The 21906-nt window shown below is 74.9% G+C and carries 14 protein-coding genes; all 14 read right to left on the bottom strand.

Going from position 1 to position 21906, the window contains the following annotated elements:
* Positions 1 to 313: 313 nt before the first annotated feature.
* Positions 314 to 3004 carry a pyruvate, phosphate dikinase gene (gene ppdK, locus ACMXN5_RS43195; protein WP_439680333.1) on the bottom strand — a complete coding sequence of 897 codons (2691 nt, stop codon included), beginning with the start codon at positions 3002 to 3004 and terminating at the stop codon, positions 314 to 316.
* Between the two features lie 404 nt (positions 3005 to 3408).
* Positions 3409 to 4593 (bottom strand): hypothetical protein, encoded by a 1185-nt coding sequence (locus ACMXN5_RS43190; RefSeq protein WP_439680332.1) that lies wholly within the window; start codon positions 4591 to 4593, stop codon positions 3409 to 3411.
* Between the two features lie 166 nt (positions 4594 to 4759).
* Positions 4760 to 6697: a hypothetical protein gene (locus tag ACMXN5_RS43185; RefSeq protein WP_439680331.1), complete on the bottom strand. Its 1938-nt coding sequence runs from the start codon at positions 6695 to 6697 to the stop codon at positions 4760 to 4762.
* Positions 6694 to 8649, bottom strand: a complete 1956-nt coding sequence (locus ACMXN5_RS43180; RefSeq protein ID WP_439680330.1) for a phage tail protein — start codon at positions 8647 to 8649, stop codon at positions 6694 to 6696. The genes ACMXN5_RS43185 and ACMXN5_RS43180 overlap by 4 nt, the downstream gene beginning before the upstream one ends.
* A complete protein-coding gene (locus ACMXN5_RS43175) occupies positions 8646 to 9614 on the bottom strand; it encodes a hypothetical protein (RefSeq protein ID WP_439680329.1) in 969 nt (322 codons plus the stop codon). Before ACMXN5_RS43175 ends, ACMXN5_RS43180 begins: the two co-directional genes overlap by 4 nt.
* A gap of 226 nt (positions 9615 to 9840) precedes the next feature.
* Positions 9841 to 10770, bottom strand: coding sequence for a hypothetical protein (locus tag ACMXN5_RS43170; RefSeq protein WP_439680328.1), 930 nt, complete (start codon positions 10768 to 10770; stop codon positions 9841 to 9843).
* Positions 10767 to 12971 (bottom strand): baseplate J/gp47 family protein, encoded by a 2205-nt coding sequence (locus tag ACMXN5_RS43165; RefSeq protein ID WP_439680327.1) that lies wholly within the window; start codon positions 12969 to 12971, stop codon positions 10767 to 10769. The genes ACMXN5_RS43170 and ACMXN5_RS43165 overlap by 4 nt, the downstream gene beginning before the upstream one ends.
* Positions 12972 to 12974: 3 nt before the next feature.
* A complete protein-coding gene (locus tag ACMXN5_RS43160; protein WP_439680326.1) occupies positions 12975 to 17114 on the bottom strand; it encodes a hypothetical protein in 4140 nt (1379 codons plus the stop codon).
* A 427-nt stretch (positions 17115 to 17541) separates the two neighbouring features.
* Positions 17542 to 17994 carry a GPW/gp25 family protein gene (locus ACMXN5_RS43155; RefSeq protein ID WP_439680325.1) on the bottom strand — a complete coding sequence of 151 codons (453 nt, stop codon included), beginning with the start codon at positions 17992 to 17994 and terminating at the stop codon, positions 17542 to 17544.
* A 2-nt stretch (positions 17995 to 17996) separates the two neighbouring features.
* Complete coding sequence (locus tag ACMXN5_RS43150; protein ID WP_126638728.1) at positions 17997 to 18275, bottom strand: PAAR domain-containing protein; 279 nt, start codon at positions 18273 to 18275, stop codon at positions 17997 to 17999.
* Positions 18276 to 18365: 90 nt separating this feature from the next.
* On the bottom strand, positions 18366 to 19019 hold the full coding sequence (locus ACMXN5_RS43145) for a phage baseplate assembly protein V (protein ID WP_439680324.1): 654 nt from the start codon (positions 19017 to 19019) through the stop codon (positions 18366 to 18368).
* A 166-nt stretch (positions 19020 to 19185) separates the two neighbouring features.
* On the bottom strand, positions 19186 to 20421 hold the full coding sequence (locus tag ACMXN5_RS43140) for a phage late control D family protein (RefSeq protein ID WP_395792622.1): 1236 nt from the start codon (positions 20419 to 20421) through the stop codon (positions 19186 to 19188).
* A complete protein-coding gene (locus ACMXN5_RS43135; RefSeq protein WP_395792624.1) occupies positions 20418 to 21116 on the bottom strand; it encodes a CIS tube protein in 699 nt (232 codons plus the stop codon). The genes ACMXN5_RS43140 and ACMXN5_RS43135 overlap by 4 nt, the downstream gene beginning before the upstream one ends.
* Positions 21113 to 21883 carry a hypothetical protein gene (locus ACMXN5_RS43130; RefSeq protein ID WP_439680323.1) on the bottom strand — a complete coding sequence of 257 codons (771 nt, stop codon included), beginning with the start codon at positions 21881 to 21883 and terminating at the stop codon, positions 21113 to 21115. Before ACMXN5_RS43130 ends, ACMXN5_RS43135 begins: the two co-directional genes overlap by 4 nt.
* Positions 21884 to 21906: the final 23 nt, after the last annotated feature.

The raw sequence follows: 21906 nt of genomic DNA, 5'->3' as shown, positions 1-21906 counted from the left end.
ATTTCCCTATCGACAGCGGTGCGTGAAACCCCATTTACGGACAGTGGCGACACGCTCTGTTTCGGCCTCGTTACCGAAAGTGGACAACGCCCTCTGCGATCATGTGACCAGGCGACTACACCCGGTGAAATCCCGGAAAACAGCCGAGCGAGCCGAAAGTGAAGAACCCCCTCCTCGGCACGCTCCCGGCGGCCTGCCTGTCCACATCACGCAGAACCCCCCGCACACTCTCGGACATCACCGCATGGCCGATTCCGAAGGGTCACGCATTCCGATTCCGACAACGCGCGACCGGCGCGGCGTCCGGCTTCGCTCAGCGCGTGTCACCCGGGCCGCCGCCCACCACCGTCGCGCGAGCGGTTTCCAGGCGGGTGCTCGGCAGGCGGTAGGGGGAGCAGGAGACGTAGGTGATGGGGAGGCCGGCGAAGTAGTGGATCGACGCCGGGTCGCCCGCGTGTTCCCCGCAGACGCCGATGCGGAGGTCCGGCTTGGCGCGGCGGGCCTCGGTGACGGCGCTCTCGATCAGTCGGCCGACGCCGGCACGGTCGAGGGTTTCGAACGGAGAGACGGGCAGGATGCCGCGCTCCAGGTAGGCGGCCAGGAAGGAGGCTTCGGCGTCGTCACGGGACAGGCCCCACGTGGTCTGGGTCAGGTCGTTGGTGCCGAACGAGAAGAAGTCCGCCTCACCGGCGAGTTCGGCCGCGGTGAGCGCGGCCCTGGGCAGTTCGATCATCGTGCCCACCGGACACCGCACCGCCACGCCCGCCTCCCGCCCGACCTCGGCGAGGACCCGTTCCACCTCCGCCCGGGCCGGGCGCAGTTCCTCGACGGTGGCCACCAGCGGGATCATGATCTCCGCCCTGGGGTCGCCGCCGGCCCGCAGCCGGGCCACCGTCGCCTCGGCGATCGCGCGCACCTGGGTGGCGATCAGGCCGGGGACGACCAGGGCCAGGCGCACCCCGCGCAGCCCCAGCATCGGATTGCGCTCACGCAGGCGTTCGCCCGCCTCGTGCATCCGCACCTCGCGCGCGTCCGGCTCGCGCCCCGCCGCGCGCTCCCGGGCGATCCGTACCGCCGATTCGGTGTGGTCGGGCAGGAACTCGTGCAGCGGCGGGTCGATCAGCCGGATGGTCACCGGCAGGCCGTCCATGGCCGCCAGGATGTCGGTGAAGTCGCGGCGCTGGAGCGGCAGCAGGGCGTCCAGGGCCCGCCCGCGGTCGGCGTCGTCGCGGGCCAGGATCAGGTCCTCGACGAGCCGGCGCCGGTCGCCCAGGAACATGTGTTCGGTGCGACACAGGCCGATCCCCCAGGCACCGAAGCGCCGGGCCCGGGCCGCGTCCTCGGCGGTGTCGGCGTTGGCGAGCACGTCCAGGCGGCGGGTCGCGTCGGCCTGGTCCAGGAAGCGGGCCACCGCCTCGACCACGCCGGGCGTACGCTCACCGGTCTCCAGGTAGTGGGTGACGGGCGAGGCCACCAACGGCAGTTCGCCGAGGTACACGGTGCCGGCCGTGCCGTCGACCGAGATCGTGTCGCCCTCCGCGACCACGGTCCCGTCGGCCGCAGTGGCCCGCCGGCCCTCGATGTCGATGTCCAGGTCGGCTGCCCCGCACACGCAGACCTTGCCCATGCCGCGCGCGACCACCGCCGCGTGGCTGGTCTTCCCGCCCCGGCCGGTGACCACGGCCTCGGCGGCGATCATCCCGGGCAGGTCGTCCGGACTGGTCTCGGGCCGAACCAGCACCACCGGCTCCCCCGCCTCGGCCCGCCTGGTCGCCTCCGCCACGTCGAACACCGCCGCGCCGACCGCCGCCCCGGGCGAGGCCGGCACACCGTGCGCGAGCGGTTCGGTGTCGGCGTGCGCGTCGAAGCGCGGGAAGGTCAGCTGGTCGAGCTGCCCGCCGTCGACCCGTGCCAGCGCCTCCGGCCAGTCGATCACGCCCTCGTCCACCAGCGCGCAGGCGATCCGGAAGGCCGCCTCGGCGCTGCGTTTGCCCACCCGGGTCTGCAGGATCCACAACCTGCCCCGCTCGACGGTGAACTCCACGTCGCACAGGTCGCGATAGTGCGCCTCCAACAATCCCAGGCACCCGGTCAGTCGTTCGTACGCGGCGGGATCGAGCCGTTCCAAGTCCTGAAGCGGATGCGCGTCCCGCACCCCGGAGACCACGTCCTCGCCCTGCGCGTCGGGCAGGTAGTCGCCGTACACGCCGGGGCGGCCGGTACCCGGGTCGCGGGTGAACGCGACACCCGTGCCCGAGTCGGACCCCGAGTTGCCGAACACCATCGCCTGTACGGTCACCGCCGTCCCCAGGTCGTCGGGGATGTGCTCACGCCGCCGGTAGACCCGGGCCCGCTCGCCGTTCCAGGACCGGAACACCGCGAGCACCGCCCGATCCAACTGCTCGCGCGGATCCTGCGGGAACTCCTCGCCGGTATCCGCCGCGATCAGCGCCCGGAACTCCCGCACGATCGCCCTCAGGTCGGACACACCCAGCCCCAGGTCGTCGGCGACGCCCAGCTCGGCCCGCCGCCGGCTCAGCACCCCCTCGAACCGCGCCGCGGCCACGCCGAGCACGGTGGTCCCGTACATCTGCACCAGTCGGCGATAGGAGTCCCACGCGAAGCGCTCCCGGCCGCTGGTCTCGGCCAGCCCGAGCACCGAGGCGTCGTTGAGGCCGACGTCGAGAATCGTGTCCATCATCCCGGGCATGGAGAACCGCGCCCCCGAACGCACCGACACCAGCAGCGGATCGTCCGGCTGCCCCAGCCGCCGTCCGATCGACTTCTCCAGGTCGGCCAGGTGTTCGCCGATCTCCCGGTCCAGACCGGTCGGCGGCGCGCCGGTGCGCAGGAAGACCCGGCAGGCGTCGGTACTCACCGTGAACCCGGGCGGCACCGGCAGGCCGAGCCGGGTCATCTCGGCGAGGTTCGCGCCCTTGCCGCCGAGCAGATCGGCCCGATCGCGGGAGCCTTCGGAGAAGTCGTACACGTACGCGCCGGCCATGGGCGTCCCCTTCCTGCGCGGCGGCCCGCGACGGGCGGGGGCCGTACCGGGGCCGGAGGCGACGGCGCCGAGCGTGGTGGGACTCGGGACTCGAATCGGCGCGGCTCCACGCGCGCTCCGCCGCGAAGGGCCCGATCCGCCACGCCCGATCGGCGGCGCCGCCCGGGTCCGGGGGCTGCCCCGGACGCCGTCGTGGCGTCGACACCGGCCGTCTTTCACGATAGCGCCGAGTGGGCCCGATGACCGGGTGCGCGATCAGGTGCCGGCGGCTTCCGGGAGGGCTGGGCGGGGTTCGGAGGACACACCTCGATCTCCAGTCGAGGTTCAGGGTCGGCTTCCTTCGGCTCGCTCTTGCTCTCTCGGCTGCCTCGACTCCGGCTTCAGGGTTCGGCGGCCGTCCGAGATCAGTCCTCGGTCAGTCGCAGCACCAGGTGGGCGCGATCGATCGCGGTCAGCACCGGGCCGGGCGGGACGGCCGCCGCCTGGGCCCGCTCGATCAGCGTCGCGGCGTCGGTCCGGGCCAATTCGGCCACCGTGCGCTCGCCCAGTACGTCGGCCAGGTGCGGGGTGTCCGCGACCGCGAGCAGGGCGCGGGCCGGCAACGCCCGTACCGCCGCCGGGTCGTCGGCGGTGAGCACATCCTCGGCGCGGCTCTCGTCGAAGGCCTGCGCCGCGGCCTGCCGGGTGACCTCGCCCCACCGCGATCCCGCCAGGCTCTGGCCGGGTTGGCCGCAGTAGAAGCCGAAGCCGCCGAACGAGGCGGCGAAGCGGCGGTTGTACAGCGGGTCGACGGTGAGCCGACCGTCCGCCGCCGCGGTGAAGTCGGCCAGCACCACCCACGGGTCGGTGGGGCACGACGGGCACGGCCGGGTGCCGTTGCCGGTGATCCGGGACGAACAGCCGGTCGTCTCCTGGCGGGTGTCGTCGATGTCCGCGAGGTACGCCGGGGGCAGCGTGTCCAGCACACCGAGCACGAAGCCCTCCCGCACCCGGCTGTACTCGCAGGCCGTGTCCTCGCACCCGCACCCCGCCGCCGCCACGGGCGCGGTGAGGCATTCGTCGTACCGCACCGCCAGGTAGTACGTGCGCCCCGGTTCGCGGCGCCGGCGCACCGGCGCGCACCACGGGTCGGTCGGCGGCGGGCAGCCCTCGGTGCCGCCCGGCAGCGCGTCGCGGACGTCCACCCGCACCGGATGCTCGATCACGATCTCGTCGCCGTACGGGCCCAGCACGTAGCCGGCCGACACGTCGAGCAGCCACGGCAGCCGGCCGCCGTCGCCGAACGGCACCGTGCGTACGGTCGCCCCGCACACCACGCCCCATCCGTGCAGCAGCCGGTTGTGCCGGCGCATGCGCTCCAGCAGCCAGACCCCGGTCTGCGTCAGATCCTCCGGGCCGACGAGTTGTCCGCCGAACCAGCGGGGGCGCAGCCGCCCGGTCGCGTGCCCCGACAGGCAGTCGCCGCATCCGCAACCACCGGAACCGGAACCGGAACCGCCGGTCCCGGCACCGCCCCCGCCACACCCACAACCGCACCCGCCCGGCCCGCCCGGCGCCACGGGCCGGATCGTTTGTTCGTACCCGGTCAACGTCCCTCAGCTCCTCGGTATGCGTATCGGTATGCGTGTCGGTGCGCGAGTCGGTGCGCGTATGGATGTGCGCATGGATGTGCGGATCGGTGCGCGTGCAGATGTGCGTCACGGCATACGCCTCGGTAGGCGTCTCGGCATACGTCTCGGTCCATCGCCGCCGCGCTCATCCCCGCGCCACCGTGAACGCGATGTGCAGGAACCCGCCGGGGCTCCCGTCGAACAACCGCTCGCCGACCGTCGACCGCGTGCCGAGTGCGCCGGCCGGCAGCGGCGGGAGCGGGTGCCGGTCGCCGGACCAGATCGAGAAGAGCGTGTGGTTGTCCAGCGCGGTGCCGAGGAAGTCCGCGTCCAGTGCCAGGGTCGGCGCGTCCGCGCCCACCGGCGGCGCCGGAACGGTGTCCGAGGAGCGCACCTGGAGCAGGAACTCCCCGTCCGGCTCCGCCCCGGTCACCTCGAACGTGTAGGTGATCGCCTCGGCCGGTGCCGGCGACTCGCCCTCGGGCTGCCCGGCGACGCCACCGCCCAGTTCGAGCCGCCGGAAGCCGGCGATCCGGTCACCCTCGCGCACCGCCTGGAACAGCCGCACCCAGCCGCCGGGGTCGGCCAACGCGGCATCGGCGAGCGCCCGATCCACGGTGAGCCGGATCCGCGGCCTCCGCGTGAAGCGCGACGCTCCGGCCCGGTCGGGGCGTACGCCGCCCTCGGGCCAGACCCGCAGCAGCCGGGGCGCGTGCTCCTCGTCCTGCAGGGTCGGCGGCGGGAACGGGGTGAACACGTGCATCTCGCCGCCCTGGGTGCCGTTGCCGGACGGGAACGGCGGGACCGCGGTGAGCGGCGCCCGGTCGATCAGCGTGTTCAGGGTGGTGTCCCGGGGCGCGCCCGGGGTCACCGCCCACAGCGTATTGCGATCGGCCGTGGTCAGTGCCGTGCCGACCAGGTCCGGATCCAGGGCGAGTCCGTCCGGGCCCTGTGCGCGCGGCGGCCCGCCGAGCGCCACCCGGCTGCCGACCACGAACACCGTCGAGGTGACCAGCCCTTCGCTCTGCAGGCCGACGGTGTACGCCACACCCTCGCCGCCGGCGGGCACCGTGACGTGGGTGAACGCGCCGCCGGCCCGGGTCAGGGTCAGCCGCCGGGCGCCCAGGTGGTCCAGTTGCCACACGCCCAGCCAGGTGTCGGGGGCGTCGAACGCGGCGTCCACGAGCGGCCGGTCGAAGGCGATCTCCAGGCGCTTGTCGGCGACGAACGCCCGCCAGGTGTCCGGGTTCGCCCCGGTGCCGACCTTGGGCCACAGCCCGGTGATCCGGGGCGGGGCGGTGGTGTCGGCGCAACACCTGTCCACTCGCGCGGCCAGGCACATCAGCAGGTCGAACAGCACCCGGTTGGAGTACACGACCGGCCGCGCGGTGACCGCGTCCAGGTCCGGCGCGTGGGGCGGGTCGTAGGTCACCGTCGCCAGCGCCAGGCACTCCTCGACGCACCCGCAGTCGTGCTCGACGGTGTCGGCGATCTTCTCCCGGCGGTCGAAGTGCTCGCCGGGCCGGGTCGGGAAGATCGCGGCGCACTGCGCGGCGGTCAGCCCGACCGGATCGGGTTCGCCGGCGGTGATCCGCAGGGAGAACCGTTCCAGGGTCAGCGAGGGCACACACTCCTCGCGCACCTCGCAGTCCACGACGGGCATGCGCGCGTACTCGGCCCCGCACTCGTGCCGGCACAACCGCAGTACCACCGTGCCGGTCTCGATCGGGTCGCCCTTCGGGTCTCCCGCGCAGTCCGTGGGCTGGTTCGGGTGCTCGATCCGTACCTGCTCGTCGACCACGATCAGCCGGCCGTGGCCGTCCACCGCGACGCCGGGGAAGACGGTCAGGGCGCCGTCGGTGCCCAGTTCGACGTCGAGCCCGCACAACACGCCCGGGCCGAGGCCGAGTCGGGCCAGGGTGGCCGCCGTCCGCCGGTGGTAGGACTGTTCGATGTACCAGTGGCGGACGTCCATCGACTTGCCGGGATAGAACCGGTTGCGCACCGGCGGCGCCGGGGCCGCGTCCTCGCCGCCGCAGCCGCATCCCGTGTCCGACGTGTGGTTTTGCCGGTCCTGGCTCACGTGTGCTCAACCCCTTGCAGACGGACGGGGGTCGCACCGCGACCGCCCGGTGTGGGAAGCGTTGTGTCGAGGCGGGTCTCGACCGGGCCGCCGACGTGCGCGGCGGGCGAGCCGGGCAGGCGTACGTCGGCACCCAGCTCGGGACCGGCGCCGGCGGTCCACGCGGGCGGCGGGCCCGCCACGACGGTGTCGATGCCGACCTGTCCCGGGATCACGCCCTGGCGGGCGAGCCGGACCTGTGCGAACACGTGTGCCGGTCGCTCGCGCTCGACCACGCGGGCGATCTCGGGCAGTGCGTCGGCCCGCTCCGGCGGGACGTGCACGCACATCCGGTGTGCGTAGGCCGCGTACAGCGGCAGGCCACGATCGTGTGCCGGGACGAGGTCGGCGCCGTCGAGGACGGCGGTGGTGTCCAGGGCGGGCGGGCCGGGATCGGCGACGCGGGTGCTCGTGTCCCGGCCGAGGCCGCCGGTGCCCAGGCGCCAGACCTGTGCGCGCAACAGCGGTTCGACGACCCGGACGGCGACCCCGGTCTCGCGTGCGACCGCCTCGATCAGGCCGGCGGGGGTGCCGCGCCGGCCGTGCGCGGCGTACGCTCCGGCGACGTTCGCGCGGCGGGCCGCGTCGTCGGCGGCGGTGAGCGGTACGGCGTCGACCCAGCCGGCGAGCCGATCCAGCCACGGGTCGTCGGGGCGGTCGGGGGCCGAGCCGGGGTCGAGCGAGGCGGGCAGGTCGTCGAGGCCGCGCACCGACGCCGCGTGCGCGGACCCGAACAGGCCGAGCAGTCGGCCGAGCGTGCCGGAGCCGTCGTCGTCGCCCGTGTACGCGGCGGGCAGCGCGTCGAGGAGGCCGCGCCCGAGGCGTTCCACCCGGATGTCGTCCACGCGCGGGGTGCCGCGGCCGTGGCCGTCGCCGAGCAGTTCGATCGTGATCCAGAGCCGGTCGCCGGGGTGGGCCGGGCCGGCGAGGACCCGTACATCCACCCCGTCCAGCGGGCCGGCCCGCCAGCGCCCCCGGGCGGTCGGCACGGGCGCGTCGTCCGCGTCGGCGTGCGTCGGGTCGGGCGGATCGGGGGTGCCGGTGGCGTCGGTGGCGAGCATCGTCCAGACCCGAACGTGGGTGCCCGCCGGCGCGGGTTCGGCGAGCACGACCCGCACCCGATCCCAGTGCTCGACCCGGACCGGCTCCCTCGGCGCGGGCACCACGGCGACGCCGCGCGCGCCGATCAGCCGGGGGCCGAGGCGGGCGATCCCACCGGGGCCGGCGACGAACACCCGCCCGCAACGATCCACCGCGATGCCGGCCAGGTCCCCGGCGGCCAACAGCACGACGTCGCCGCCGTCGTCCGCAACGAACACCACCCCGGCGCCCGGCACCTGCCGCGCCCCACCCGCCACCAGCACCCCGTCGGCCACCCGCACCGCCGCGAGACCGCCGATCCGCTCGCGGGCGGCCCGCAGCGCGGGGTCCTCGGCCGGCGGCGGATCGGTCCACGGCGCGAGGTATTCACCGGTGTCGGCCCGGACGACCATGCCGACGGGACGGCATTCCGCTCGGCGCGAACCGTCGGGGGCGCGAAGGCCCTGCGGCGCGTCGTCCACCACCAGCAGCCGTCCGCCGTCGAGCAGCCACAGGCCGCGCGGTTCGCGGAGCGCGGCCGGGTCGCCCGTCGCGACGTCGAGGCAGCCGAGGACGCATACCGTGTGGTCGCAGCCGTCCACCCGCAGGACGCGGCCGTGGCCCGGGTCGGTGACCAGGACCGTGCCGTCGGCGAGCACGACCATGCCCAGCGGGCCTCCCGCCGGGTCCGGGTCGGCGACGGCCACCGGTTCGAGCGAGGCGGTGCCCGGGGCCAGCACCAACCGCTCGCCGTCGGTGCGCACGCCGGCGAACCGCGCGCCGGGCCAGCGGCCGAGGGCATTGACCCAGCGGTAGTCGCTCGCGCCGCTCACGCCCCCTCCACCCCCATCCACGAGATGTGCCAGCCGAGTGCGCTTCGCACCAGGTCGGGCAGGGTGACATCGGCCAGCACCTGCGCCGGGTTCAGCGGCAGCGTCGTGGCGCCACCGACAACCCCGCCGATCCGGCCGGCGGGCATCGGCACCACCACGGTCATCCGTCCCGGCTCGGGGGCGTCGACGTAGGGCGTACCGTCCAGGACGCACGCCTGGCCGCCCGGCGCGCCGGCGGCGGTCAACTCCCGGTCGCCGTCGAGGCGGACCAGATACGCGGGAGTGTCGCCGAAGCCGGCCGCGCTCGTGTCCACCAGCGTGCGCAGCCCCATCACCACACCGCCGGCCGGATCCACAACCGGCGACCACACCGTGCCGAAGGCACCCGTGGAGCCGGTGGCCACATACGGCGTCGGCAACACCGGCAGCACCCGCCGTCCGGCCGGATCGGGCGGCGCGGTCAGCGCGCAACCCCGCACCGACACGGTCGCGAGCAACACGTCCAGCCCGTCGCGCAGTTCGGCCGGCGTACACCAGGCCGCGGTCGGCCCGTCCGCCAACCGCACCGCGCCGACCGCCCCGCACTCGCCCGACCGGGTCCGTACCGTCGCCTCGTCGTCCTCGGTCCAGCGCAGCGTCAGGCAGAACACCACGGCACCGCCGTCCGGCCCGGCGGCGACCGCCGGTACGTCGACCTCCACCCCCTCGGCCAGGATCAGGTCCCGCCCGAGCGCATCGAGCGCATACCCGGCACCGACCGCCACCCGCTTGCCGCCCCGAGCGCCGGTGACCTCGAGCCCGAGCGCCACCCCCCACCCGTGCAACACCCGGTTGTGCAACCACCGCCGCGAACGCTCCACCGCGACCACGTCGTTCAACTCCGCCGCGGCCAGCACTTGCCGGGCGAAAAAGCTCGGCCGATGCGTAGGCGGCAACCCCGCCCCACTCGTCGTCGGGCCCGTCATACGAACTTCCCCCTCGGTCCAAGACCCGGGCGCGCACCCAGGCACACACCCGGACGAACACCCAGACGAACACCCGCCGATGCAGCCACCCGCACACGGCACGGCAACCGGCACGGCGGCGTGCAACCCGCCCCACCCCGCGCGGCCGAGCGCACCCGCACTTGCCGGGCGAAAAAGCTCGGCCGATGCGTAGGCGGCAACCCCGCCCCACTCGTCGTCGGGCCCGTCATACGAACTTCCCCCTCGATCGAGGATCCGGGCGCGTGCCCGGTCGGACGTCGGCCGGTGTGTCGGCTCGGCCGCGGAGGCCGGGCAGGTTCAGGGGTGGGCCGGTGCACGGTGGTGGGCACGGGTCGGTGCGGGGCTCGGGGCGCGCCGGGACCGGCTCGGCGGCCAGTACCGCCGTCCAGCCGAACGCCATCGGCACCGCGGACACCTTCGGCTGCTCGGTCGGCGCGCCGTCGTCCGGAAGCACGTGCCGCACGGTGATCCGGAAGCCCGCCGCGTCGACCGCCGAGACCTGCACGGTGGTGGCGCCCGCGGGGGCCGGCGGCGGCCCCTCGACGGTGACGAACACCTCCGGTACACCCGCGAACGGGCGGGCGAAGTCGATCCGGGCCGACCACTGCATTCGCGACCCCTCGGCGGCCGTCCCGCCCCGCGCCATCCGGCCCGCGACCACCACCGCCGGACCGGGCCCGTGCGCGTTGCGCCGCGCGCCGTCGCCGACGTCCAGCGTCCCCGTGTCGGGGTGGTAGACCGCGAGCGGTACGTCCTCGGCGCCCGCCGGCACCCCGCTCGTCACCCAGCGCGTCCGGGCCCTCGGGCCGCCGCATTCGGCCCGCAGCACCAGCGTCAGCGGCTCGGTCGCCTGCGCCGGCACGAACGGCACCTCGTCGGCCCCGAGCACCAGCAACTCGCCGCAGCGGGTGTGCGCCACGCCCGGCTCCACGAGCACCCGCCCGTCGCCGAGGTTCCACACCTCCAGGCCCACACCGACCCCCCACGTGCGATGCGCGGCCCGGGTGTGCCGGGCCAGGCTCGACACCTCGTTGCCCGTGAGGTCGCGCAGATCGGCGGCGGCCAGTCGCACGCCGGCCTCCCCGACCACCCGATCTGCGGAACCCGTCGCCGCCGCGCCGCCGCCGACCCTCATCGACCCGCCTCCGCCCGTGCCGCGTTCACCGTGTGCGCCCCCGGCACGACCAGCGCGGTCGGCGGTACGCACAACCCGCCGCAACCGGGCGGCCCGCCGTCGGCGCGCAGCGCGAGCGCGCTCACGTGGTCCACTCCGGGGGCCTCGTCGATCACCCGCATCACCTCGCTGCGATACACGTCCCGCCCGAACGGCCAGCCCGTACCGCGCGGTCCGCCGGTGACCGGGTGCAGGAAGGTGTCCAGCGCCGTTCGCACCGCCGCCGCGACCACCGCCGGATCGGCGCCCGGGAGCAGGACGACCGTCGTCTCGGCACGCACCTCGACATAGCGCGGCCCGGTGACGAAGAACCGGGTGCCGGCCGTTCGCCGCCCGGCCAGGTGCCGGCGGACCGCGCGTAGCAGGCCCGTGGTGGGTTCGGGGCGCTCGCGCGGCAGCGCCGGCACCACCACGACGGTCACGCAGCCCGCCGCGACCAGGCCCGGCAGGCGCGGGTCGGTCTCGGCGAAGGCGCGGGCCCGGGCGATCCGGGTGCCGGGGGTGGCCAGGGCGCACCGCTCCACGCCCGGCAGGGTGACCGCGCGTTCCGGCACCGCCAGGCGCGGCACGGTCGCGCGGGGCAGGTCGTCGAGGGACTGGACGTCGGCCGCGGTGAGCGCGTCGAGCAGGCGTTCGTGGGCCCACAGCGCCCGCTCCGCGCGGGCCGCGGCGGCGGCCGTGTCCTCGGCGTCGGTGCCGCCCTGCGCAGGGCCGACGAGGGTGGCGGTCAGCGCGGGTGGTCCGCCGAGCAGGACCCGGGTGCGGGCGTCGTCGGCGACGGCCACGGGTGCGGGCGGGGCGAGTACGCCGCCTCGGGCCCCGGCGGTGCTCCGGTAGCAGGCGAGCACCGTACGGCCCGGTTCGGGCACCCGTCCCGCGCGGCCGTCGCCGAAGGTCAGCGTGCCGGTGCGGGCGTCGAACACGGCGGACAGGTCGGTCCGACGGGCCGCGTCCAGATCCGGAACCAACCGCACCGCCTCCACACCGCCCGCCGGGTCGGCCAACCACACCCGGGGCGCCTCGGCCGTCGCACCGCCGGGCAGCGCGAAGACCTGCTCCGGCGCGCCGTCCCCGACGCCCACCGCGACGAGTTCGACCACGAGCCGCCCGGGCGCCGTCGCGGTCGGCGTGATCCAGCGCAGCACCCGCACGGTCGGCGCGGCCGGGTCGCCGGTATGCACCGTGCGAACGGTCCGCGCGTTGTCCACGGTGATCGTCAGCGCGATGCGGGCCCCCTCCACCGGAGCGCCCGCCCCGCCGACCACCACCCCCGGCGCGACGTCGTAGGTACCGACCGCCGTACTCGCCTGCGTCGCCTCGACCGCGTCCGCGACCACCCGGCGCAGCCGCGGCGGCGCATCGTGCCGGCCGCGCGCAAGGCGGCAGCGCAGCCAGGCCCGGGCACCGGCCGAGCCCAGCGGCTCGACGGGCAACCCGCCGGGGCCGATCCGCAGGCGCACGGCGGCGGATCGGGTCAGCGCGCGGGTGTGGTCGTCGACCTCGGCCGGCGCCACCCAGGCACCGCCGGAGCGCACCTCCCAGACGGTTCGCGCGCTGTGATGCGGCTCGGTGTCGAGGTCGTCGGTGCCGTCGGCGTCCACCCACAGGGTCAGCGCGGTGCCCGCGGGCAGCGCCCGGTCCAGGCCGAGCAGCAGTGCGGCGCCGACGTGCGGGTCCGGGCCGAGGGCGTCCACGGGGATGCCGGCGAGAAGGGTGGGGGTGTGATCGGTCCAATTGGACTCATCGGCGGAGTCCGCCGCGGTGCCGGCCGCCGCCACCGTGGCGCCGGTCAGGGGCAGTGCCGCCACGGTCTCCAGGCCGAGCGGCGCGTCCGCCCCGTGTGCGACGAAGCCGAGCCCGGCGGGCAGTTCGGCCGGTGCGCCCGGCCCGGGACGGATCGCCAACACGACCCGTGCGGCGCTCGGCGCGGCCGGTCGTACACCGAGCAGCGCGAGCAGCTTGCGGCGATGCCGGTCGGTCACCCGGGAGACCCGGTAGACGTCGGTGTCCACCAGCCACGCCAGCATCTCGATCACCGCGATGCCGGGATCCGAGTGGTTGTGGTCGGTCCAGCGCGGGCTCTCCAGCGGCAACAGCGCCCGCGCCTCGGCGACGAGGTCGGGCCACCGCCTGGTGTCGGGATTCGGCGGGAACAGGGGCATGGTTCAGTACTCCCTTCCGGAACCCGCGGACCGCCCGGCCGCCCCGGCCAACCGCACCGCGAGCGGACCCGCGCACACCACCGCGTCCGGATCGACCGCAACCACGTCCCCGGCCGGCACCCCGCCCACGGTCAGCTCCAACGAGGTCACCACGTCCACCCCCGGCACCGCCTCCAGCCGCCGGGCCAGGTCGGACAGATACACCCCGCGCCCGAACGGCCACCCGGTCCCGCCCGGCCCGCCGTCCAGCGGATGCAGGAACAGCGCCAGATCGGCGAGCACCGCACCGCGCACCGGCCCCGCGTCGCCGGCCCGCATCGGCCGCACCGTCGCGGCGACACCGACCGGGAAATAGCGCGCCCCCTCGACCACCAGGCGCGCCGCCGCCGGCATCCGCGCACCCACCGCGTCCCGGACCCGCCGCAACAACTCCCCGGTCGGCGCGGGCCGTTGGGTACCGTCACGCGGCACCACCACGAGCCGGACCATGCCCGGAAGCACCCGTCCGTGCCGATCCCGGGCGCCGAGCGCGCGGGCCGCCGCGATCGCCGGTACCGTCTCCCGGGCCAGTGCGGCCACGTCCGCCTCGGTCAGCGCGAGCCGCCGATGCCGCAGCAGCGCCGGGCCGCGACGCAGCACGTCGGGAAAACGCTCCGCGTCCGTACCGCCGCTCGCGCCACGGGGGTTGCTCACCCCGCCGACCGCGACCGCGCTGATCGCCTGGGTGATCGCGCCGGCCGGTACGTTCCCGATCGCACCGCCCCCGGAGCGGTAGCTGCGCAGCCGCACGTTGTCCGCGCCCACCGGCGGCACCCGGCCGTGGCCGTCGCCGCCGAACAGCAGGCGTCCGGTGGCGTGGTCGCACACGTACACCCGGTCGGCCGGGCCGGCCAGGCCGAGCGAGGGCAGTTCGTCCCAGCGCACCCACACCTCTGTGGTCCGACCGGTGCGCGGATCGCCGACCAGACGCAGCGCGGCCGCCGCCCGCTCACCCAACTCCCGTTGCAGCAGCGGGAGATCGACCGCCGCCCGGTCACCGTCCAACTCGCGCACCTCGACCACGGCGCCGTCCAGGACCGGGATCCGCAGGGCCTGGAAGACCTGTCCGGCGCTGCCGTCGGCCGAGCCGAGCAACTCGTCGGTGACCGTCTGCACCTGCCGCACCCGCGCACCACCCGGGACCAGCGCGGTCAGCGCCGCCTGCGGCGGGTCGGCCTCGGCCGGGAAGCGGGCCCGGATCCAGGTGCGCGGGGTGCCGAATCGGGCCGGCGGCGCGTCGCGGAGTTCGCCGCCGGCGAAGGCACGGGTGAGCCGGTCCCGCACGGTCAGCGTCTCGCCGTCGGCGGCGGCCACGGTCACCGGCTCGCCGCCGCGCAGATCGGTGAGCAACAGCCGGTCGCCGGGGGCGAATCGGGCCGCGGCGCCGCGCCCGAGCAGGGTCACCGTGTGGTCGGCGGCGCCCGCGACGGGGGCTCCGGGCGCGCCGGAGGTGCCGGGCCACAGCAGGCCGATCACACCGGTGCGGGTCAGCCCCTGCGTGCCGTCGTCGATCGCCAGCGTCACCCACGCGGTGCCGTCGTACCCCTCCCAGGTGGGCCGCACCGGTACCGCGTCGGGGTCCTCGTCGGCGGGCTCGACGTAGAGCCCGAGGCGGTCGGCGGGCAGTTCGCCGTCGAAGCCGAGGTACAGGCTCGGGGCGGTCTCGGCCATCGGTCGAAACGGGGTGGCGCCGGGTCCGGGGAAGGCGAGGCGGGTGGTCAGGTCGGCGAGCGAGTGGTCGTCGAGCGCGAGCGTGTGGGCCGGGTCGTCCGGTCCGGCGAGGTGACGGTAGAAGACCTCGAACCGGTCCAGGATCGGCGGGCGCGGTTCCACCACGGGCAGGAAGTTGAGCACGCCGGACTTGTCGGTCCAGCTGACCTGTCGCAGGAACGAGAAGCTGCCGCGTTCCAACCTCGCGCGCAGCCAACGGCGTTCGTCGCCGGTGACGCTTGTGCTCGCCCAGTCGTGGGGCACGGTGAAGTGCAGCGCCCCCGAGCGTTGCAGGGCGAGTACGGCGGGGGCGCCGGCGGCGCCGATCGGCCGCCAGCGGGTGCCGTCGAAGTATTCCCAGGTCACCTCGGGGGCGGTGAGCTGATTGGGGGTCTGCGCACCGGCGACGGCCTTGAGCAGGTCCTCGGGGGCCAGGTTCTCCAGGTCGGTGGCGATCGTGCGCGCCTTTTGCACCTGGGTGTCGACGGCCGCCTTGGCCGCGCCGATCCGCGTGGTCACGTCGGCGACGAACGCGACGGGGTCGGCGGCGAGGAAGGACGGCAGCGGCGTGTCCGCGAGGTAGGGGGTGGGGGTGGCCAGCACGGTGCCGAGTACGCCGGCCAACGACCCGTGTGCGGCCGCCACTTGGGCATCGGTGCCGCCCGCCAGGGCCTGGGCGAGCGCGGCCCGGGGTGCGGCCAACGCGCTCGCCCCGGCGGAGAGTTGCGCCGCGACGTCGGCGGTGGCCAGGAGCAGCGCGGCACTTGCGCGCGGCGCGCCACCGAGGGCGGTCAGCGCGGCGGCGAGGTCGGGACCGGGATCGGCCGCGCTCTGTGCGGCCTTGACGTGGTCGCGGGCGCTGCCGACGCCCGCGAACAGGCCGGGTTCGGTCTGCGCGGCGGTGCCGAGCGCGGTGAGCGCGTCGCGGATGTGCGTCTTGACACCGGTGTACCAGCCGACCGGGTCCTCGCCGGACAGCGGCGAGACGACGGCCCGGCCGAGGTCGCCGGTGACGGCGGTGAGCGCGGCCAGTTTCGTCGCCACGGCGCGGATGTCGGCGACGGTCTTGTCCCGGAACTCCTTGGCGTTCTGGACCCCGCCGGTCAGTTCGCCGGTGCGCTGGTCGGCCTCTTCCGCCGCGGTGCGCGGCCGGCCCACCACCACGGTCACCCGGGCGCCGGGTTTGCCGAAGGCCGCGTCGCACGCGACGTGGAACGCGCTGCCGCGTACCGGGGCCGGGCCCAGCGGGGTGAACGCCCGGGTGAGATCGACGGCTTGTGCGTCGGCGACCGCCTTGTCCGGCGCCAGTCCGGCGCGCAGGGTCAGGTCCAGGTGCAGCGGCGTGTCCAGGGCGAGCGGCGCGGTGAGGTCGTCGGGGTCGTCGAGCGGGAAGTAGTCGACGCCCGGTTTCGGGGCGGCGGTGCCGGCGGTGAAGGTGTCGGCGGCCGTCGGCGGCACGGTGACGCCGAACCGTACGGTGTGTCCCTCGTGCCCGCCCGCCACGGCGAGCGGCTTGTCGGGCTGTCCGGCCACGTCCTCCTCGACGCCGGCGGTGGTGTCCGCGACATGCAGCGTCACCGTCGGCGGCGCGGTCGTCCCGTACGGCGCGCGCACGGTGACGGTGGTTCCGGCGCCCGTCGCGGGATGCGCGAACAGCGCGATCCGGGCATGCGTGCTCTCCGCGGTGAGCCGGATGTGCGCGAACTCCGGCACCACGAAGCCGGGTTGCGCCGAGAGCGCGGAGTCGAGCCGGGCCCGGATCCAATAGCCGTCGATCCCGTCGACCGTCGTGGTCACGGCCGTCGCGCAGGGGGCGACCAGGCGCACGGTGCCCGAGCGGGTCAGTCCGGCCGTGCCGTCGCGGGAGGCGTCGTCGCCGTCGCCCCACGGCGCGAACGGCCGCCAGTCGGCGCCGTCCCACCAGGCCCAGCCGACCCGCAGCGCGGTCGACGCGGGGCGGGCGACGGCGATCGCCACCTCTACGACGGCCCGCCCCGCGAACGCGAGCAGCGTGTCGTGTGCCAGGTACAACTCCCTTACGGCGGGCCGCAGTCCGGTGAACAGCGTGACCGGGCGGCGGGCCAGGACGTCGGCGGAGTGGTCGGCGGCGGCGTCCGCACCCGGATCCACGCTCCACACCTCGACCAGCGGCGCGCCGGCCAGGGCCACCGTCTCCTGGGTCTCGAAGACCAGCGGCGCGTCCTGTCCGGGCACGGTGGCGCCGAGCCGCGAGCCGGCGGTGACCCGGGCGTCGGGCACACCCGGCAGCGGTTGCAGCAACACGGTCGTGTCGGCCCCCTGAGCGGGCAGCAGCGACACGCCCACCATGTCCAGGAGCGCGGCGAGTTGCCGATCCGGCAACGCGGTAAGCCGCTCCTCAAGCGCGGCCAACAATGCCCCGAAGCCATGCGCAACCCCGATCGAAGCCCCACCCGGGGTCGGATGCCAATCAGGCACCCACCCATTCCGCAGGGCCAACAAAGCCGCCACCACCTCACCCCGCCCCCGCACCCCACTCACGACCCCACCCCTTCACCCACACCCACCACACACCGCCCCGACACCTCGCCCACACCCCCACCCGACCGCGACCGCGGCCCACCCACTCGACCCGTGGCCGCCCCACGCGCACACCCGCGCCCGCCAGCGGCATGCCCGGCCGGCCCCCTCACGAGGCCGCGCCCTCGCGCACGCCCGACCGCGACCGCAGCGCGCCCCCTCGACGCCCCCACCCGGCTGCTCCCTCGCCCTCGCCCGCACCCGCAGGCCACCCCGCCCGCGCCCCGCCCGCGCCCGAGCGCCGCGTACCCTCTCGATGCCCTCACCTGGCTGCTCCCTCGTGCAGGTAGAACGGGTAGACCAGGTTGTAGAAGGTGTTCGTGGCGCGGATCCGGTAGTCGATGCTCACGTCCAGCCGGCCCGCCGCCCGGTCGGTCACCGACACCTCGACGCCGAGCACGTCGATCCGCGGTTCCCAGGCGATCAGGCCCTGTTCCACCCGCAGTCGCACCACGGCGGCGGTGGCCGCGGTGACCGGTTCGAACAGCAGGTCCTCCAGGCCCGCGCCGAAGTCGGGGCGCATCACCCGTTCGCCGCGCCTGGTGCCCAGGATCAGCAGCACCGACTGGCGGACCTTCTCCGGCCCGGACGCCTGCGCCGCCTCGCCGAGCGCATCCAGGTGTGCGGGCGCGGCCCAGCCCCGACCCAGCACGGCGGCGTCGTCGGGGGTGCGCTGCGCGGGATCCGGATTCAGCGGCGCGTTCGGCTCGGCCACCGTCAACCTCCGATCAGCACGGTCGGCGCGCCGGCCACCACGGGCGCACCGCACCCGGCGAGATCGCCCTGCCGCAGCGCGCCGCGACCGCCGACGAGCACCGTCGCCGAGCCCTTGGTGAACGGCGACGGCGGGTGCGCGGCCGGCGGCGGGAACGCGCACGCGTGCATGTCGCCCTGCACGGCGGCGGGCAGGCCGCCGATCAGTACGGTGGCCACGCCGGGTCCCGCGACCATGCCGGGGTGTCCGGTGGGGTCGGTGACACGCGCTGCTGCGGGCACGGCTGCCTCCTCGGGTGTGGTGGGATCGCGTGTGGTGGGCCACGGGTGCGTTCGGGTGCGATGTCGTGGGCGCGTGCCCGGCCGGGCGGGTCAGTTGATCTTCACGAGCGCGCCCTGGATGCTGCATGTGGCCGCGGCCTGGATGTCCGCCCGAGTCGCGTTCGCCGTCAGGCCGTTGCCGGCCTTGACGCTCACATCCAGGCCGGTCACCTCCACCGAGCGGGTACCGGTGATGGTCACCGCACCGGACGCGCTCAGCGCGATCTTCGCCGCGCCGCCGGCCACCGACAGGGTGATCCCGTCCGCGGCGATCTCGATCGAGTGGCCCAGGGTGTGGCTCAGGGTGAGCTTCTGGACCAGGTCGTCGATGGCGATCTCGTGGCCTACGGGAGTGCGGATCACCCGCTTGGTGATCGAGTCCGTGGGCAGCGCCGCGGGCGGGCGCGAGGTCATCGTCCAGAGCCCGCCGAGCACGTACGGCTCGCGCACGTCGCCGTTGCGGAACGCGACCAGGACCTCGTCGTTCGGCTGCGGCATGAACCACACGCCCGAACCGTTGCCCGCCACCGTCGCGCACACCCGTGCCCACGGCTCGACGCCCGGCAACCACGCGTACCGGATCTGCACGCGCCCGGCCCCGGTCAGGTCGAGGTTGTCCACCACGGTCGCGGGCGCGACGCCGGTCACCCGGGGGCTGTCCGACTCGTGGATGTCGTCGAGGGCGTCGAAGAGCGGTTCGAACATGCCGGTCCTCCCGGGAAGTCGAGCGGTCGGAACATCGGTCCGGTCCGCGCACACGGCGCGGGTGGTCATCGATAGCGGATTCGGTCGGCGCTTTCGGTCGGCAGTCGACGGTCAGCGTTCGGCGTTCGGCGTTCGGCGTTCGGCGGCAACAAGTCACTTTCCCCGCCTACGAGTTCGGCGCCGGCAGCGACAACAGCCCGCCCTGCACCCGCACCGCACCCTGTGCGGCCGGCGGGATCCCCCCGAACCAGATCTCCTTGCGCAGGTCGAAGGACGTGCGGTAGCCGCCGCCGTCGAGGGTGTGCTGGGCCGAGACCACCCGCCACAGGCCGCCGAACGTCTCCCCCACACCCTCGATCCGCAACACCCGCCCCGCCGTGATCCGGGGATCACCCACACACGAACCGCTCGCGGTGGTACGGCGGTTCAGCCGAGGCAGCAGCTTGGATACGATCAGTCGTGGCGCGGTGGCGATCGTCACCGGTTCGTCCACGAGCAACACCTCGCGCGCGGGCCCGCCCTGACCTTCCGGCCCCTGGAATCCGGGCACCACCTCGATGGTCAGCGCCCGACGGTCCCAGTCGTAGCCGACCGCGATGGTCAGTTCCAGGCCGACCTCCGACCGCCACACCCGCACCGAGACCCGTCCCACCTGGCCGACGGTGCTGATCCTGGGGTTGAACTCGATCAGCGAACTCCCGTATCGCAGCGTCACGTCGGGCGACAGATACGCGGCGGGCGACATCAGCCGCAGCACAAAACCCGACGGTTCGCTGTCGTGCTCGACGATCAGCTCCCACGCGTTCTCCGCGGCGATCTTGCGCAGGAAGTCGAGCGTGGTCTCCGAGTGTTGCCGCCGCACCACCCGCTGCCGCATGCTCGGATCCTCGACCGAGGCCACCACGTCGACCACACCCAGGGCGGCGGACAGGAACGCGCCCAGCGGGTCGAGCAGCGGGATCATCCCGTGTTCCACCGCGAGCAGCGGGGCGACCACCAGGTCCGGCAGGGGCAGTACACCGAGCTTGGGCACCGGCACCCCGAACCAGCGCGCGGGCGAGGCCGCGGCGAGCCGGGTCCGGCGGTCCTGCGCGATCACCCGCAACATCGGCATGCCGTCGGCGGGGAACGTCGCCTCGCTGCCCACCACTTCGCCGGTGAACAACCGGCGCGGCTCGTCCGGCGCGTAGCCCAGGGCGATGCTCACCTCGGTGTCGAGCCCGAACAGCGGATCGTCCAGCCAACGCAGCGCCTCGTTGGCGAGCGAGACCTCCAGGCGGTCCGCGTCGCCCATGCCCGTCTGGCAGGTGACCCCGGTGACCGAGCCGCGCACCGCGGCCGGCGCGGGCCGCCCGGCGAACCGCAACCGCATCTCCGGGGCGTAGTGCGGGAACACGGTCATGCCGGCACCTCCGGCGGCGGCGCGTCGAAGACCTCGTCGGTACCACGATCCCGGTACGGCAGGCGCGGGATGTGCAGTGTGTCGCCGACGGCCAATACCCGCGGGTCGTCGAGCCCGTTGTGCAGCGCGATCGGCCGCCACGCGGCGGCGGACCCGTACTCGCGCCAGGCGATCAACTGCAGCGTCTCACCGGCCACGACGGTATGCGCCTTGGTGTAGTCGGAGGTCTGCCGCTTGACCTCCTTCGCCTCCATGTCCACGTTGCGGAACTCACTGAACGTGACGCTCAGTCGGGCCCGCACCGGGGTGCCGTCCGGTTTGAACATCACGAACTTCTGTGCGACCCGGGTCAGTACGCAGGTGAAGGTCAGACTCGACCAGGCGAACACCAGCGGCGGCGGCGCGTGCAGCGTGGGGTCGATGTCCATCAGGTCGACGACGCGGCGCACCAGGATCCGCACGTCGCTGCCCGCGCCCGCCTGATCGTTCGCTTCCAGCGAGTCGAGGAACAACTCCATCTCCAGGGTCTGCGCGTTGCCGTGCACGAACTGCACGATCGGCGCGGACAGTCCGGGGACCGGGAGTTGGGCGTAGGTGGTCTCCCGGTTGACCGTGTAGTCCTCCGGGTTGAACAACACGCGGGTGAGCTTGCCGGTGACGGAATTGGTGATCGTCGCGCGTTCCATCACGGTCATCGGCTCCACCCCCGACGCTCCTGGCGGGCGAGCACCCGACGGTCGATCTCCCGCACCACGCCGTCCACCAGGCGCGGCAGATCCTCCGAGGTGAGCGCGGACGCGGGCGGGGCGGCGCGGGACGGCTGCGCGGTCCGGTCCCGGGCGATCGGATCGGCGGGATACCCGGGCACGGCGGCGGCCGGGTCGGGCGCGGGTCGGGCGGGGGCGGCAAACGTCAACGCGGTCGGGGGCCGGGCAAAGGACACTGCCCCGGGCGAGCCGGGCCGAGCACCGCGCGACGTCGGGGTCGCCCGCCCGCCCGGCTCCTCGATCCGCCGACCGTGCCCGGCACCCCGCTCGTACAACTGCCGTGCCGCTCGCGCCCGTTCGACCACCGCACGGCCGGCCGCGGCGGACCCCGTACGCAACACCGGTACTGGCAGCCCACCGACCGCCCCGAACCCGGCCGACCCACCCGCGTCGATCCGCTCGACCCGCGTGAGGGCCACCATCGGCGGCAGGCTCACCCGAACGTCGAGCCGCACATGCGCACACCGCCGAATATCCGCGCTCCGCCCGGAAATCGCCCGAGACTTCGAGGGCTTCGGCGCACGCGGCGCCACCCGCAGCACGAACGCGGCCCCGGACACCCGACCCTCGACCCGCGTCGCCCGGTCCCGTCCCGTGCCCGGCTCGACCCGGGCACGAACGGCGGCGAGCATCGAGGAGGCGGCGGCCCGAACCGGCCACCCCGCCGACGGCGGACGCACTCCCGTGCCGATCACGGTCGAACTCCCTTCCCGCTACT

This window comes from Embleya australiensis, from assembly GCF_051903075.1.
In the GTDB taxonomy this organism is placed as follows: Bacteria; Actinomycetota; Actinomycetes; order Streptomycetales; family Streptomycetaceae; genus Embleya.
The sequence above is the reverse complement of the archived record's forward strand: the minus strand, read 5'-3'. Positions and strand labels throughout refer to the sequence as shown.

Coding starts and splice junctions, on each gene's coding strand:
- ppdK (WP_439680333.1), bottom strand. CDS start 3,004: ATGGCCGGCGCGTACGTGTACGACTTCTCCGAAGGCTCCCGCGATCGG.
- ACMXN5_RS43175 (WP_439680329.1), bottom strand. CDS start 9,614: ATGACGGGCCCGACGACGAGTGGGGCGGGGTTGCCGCCTACGCATCGG.
- ACMXN5_RS43170 (WP_439680328.1), bottom strand. CDS start 10,770: ATGAGGGTCGGCGGCGGCGCGGCGGCGACGGGTTCCGCAGATCGGGTG.
- ACMXN5_RS43165 (WP_439680327.1), bottom strand. CDS start 12,971: ATGCCCCTGTTCCCGCCGAATCCCGACACCAGGCGGTGGCCCGACCTC.
- ACMXN5_RS43145 (WP_439680324.1), bottom strand. CDS start 19,019: ATGTTCGAACCGCTCTTCGACGCCCTCGACGACATCCACGAGTCGGAC.
- ACMXN5_RS43140 (WP_395792622.1), bottom strand. CDS start 20,421: ATGACCGTGTTCCCGCACTACGCCCCGGAGATGCGGTTGCGGTTCGCC.
- ACMXN5_RS43135 (WP_395792624.1), bottom strand. CDS start 21,116: ATGACCGTGATGGAACGCGCGACGATCACCAATTCCGTCACCGGCAAG.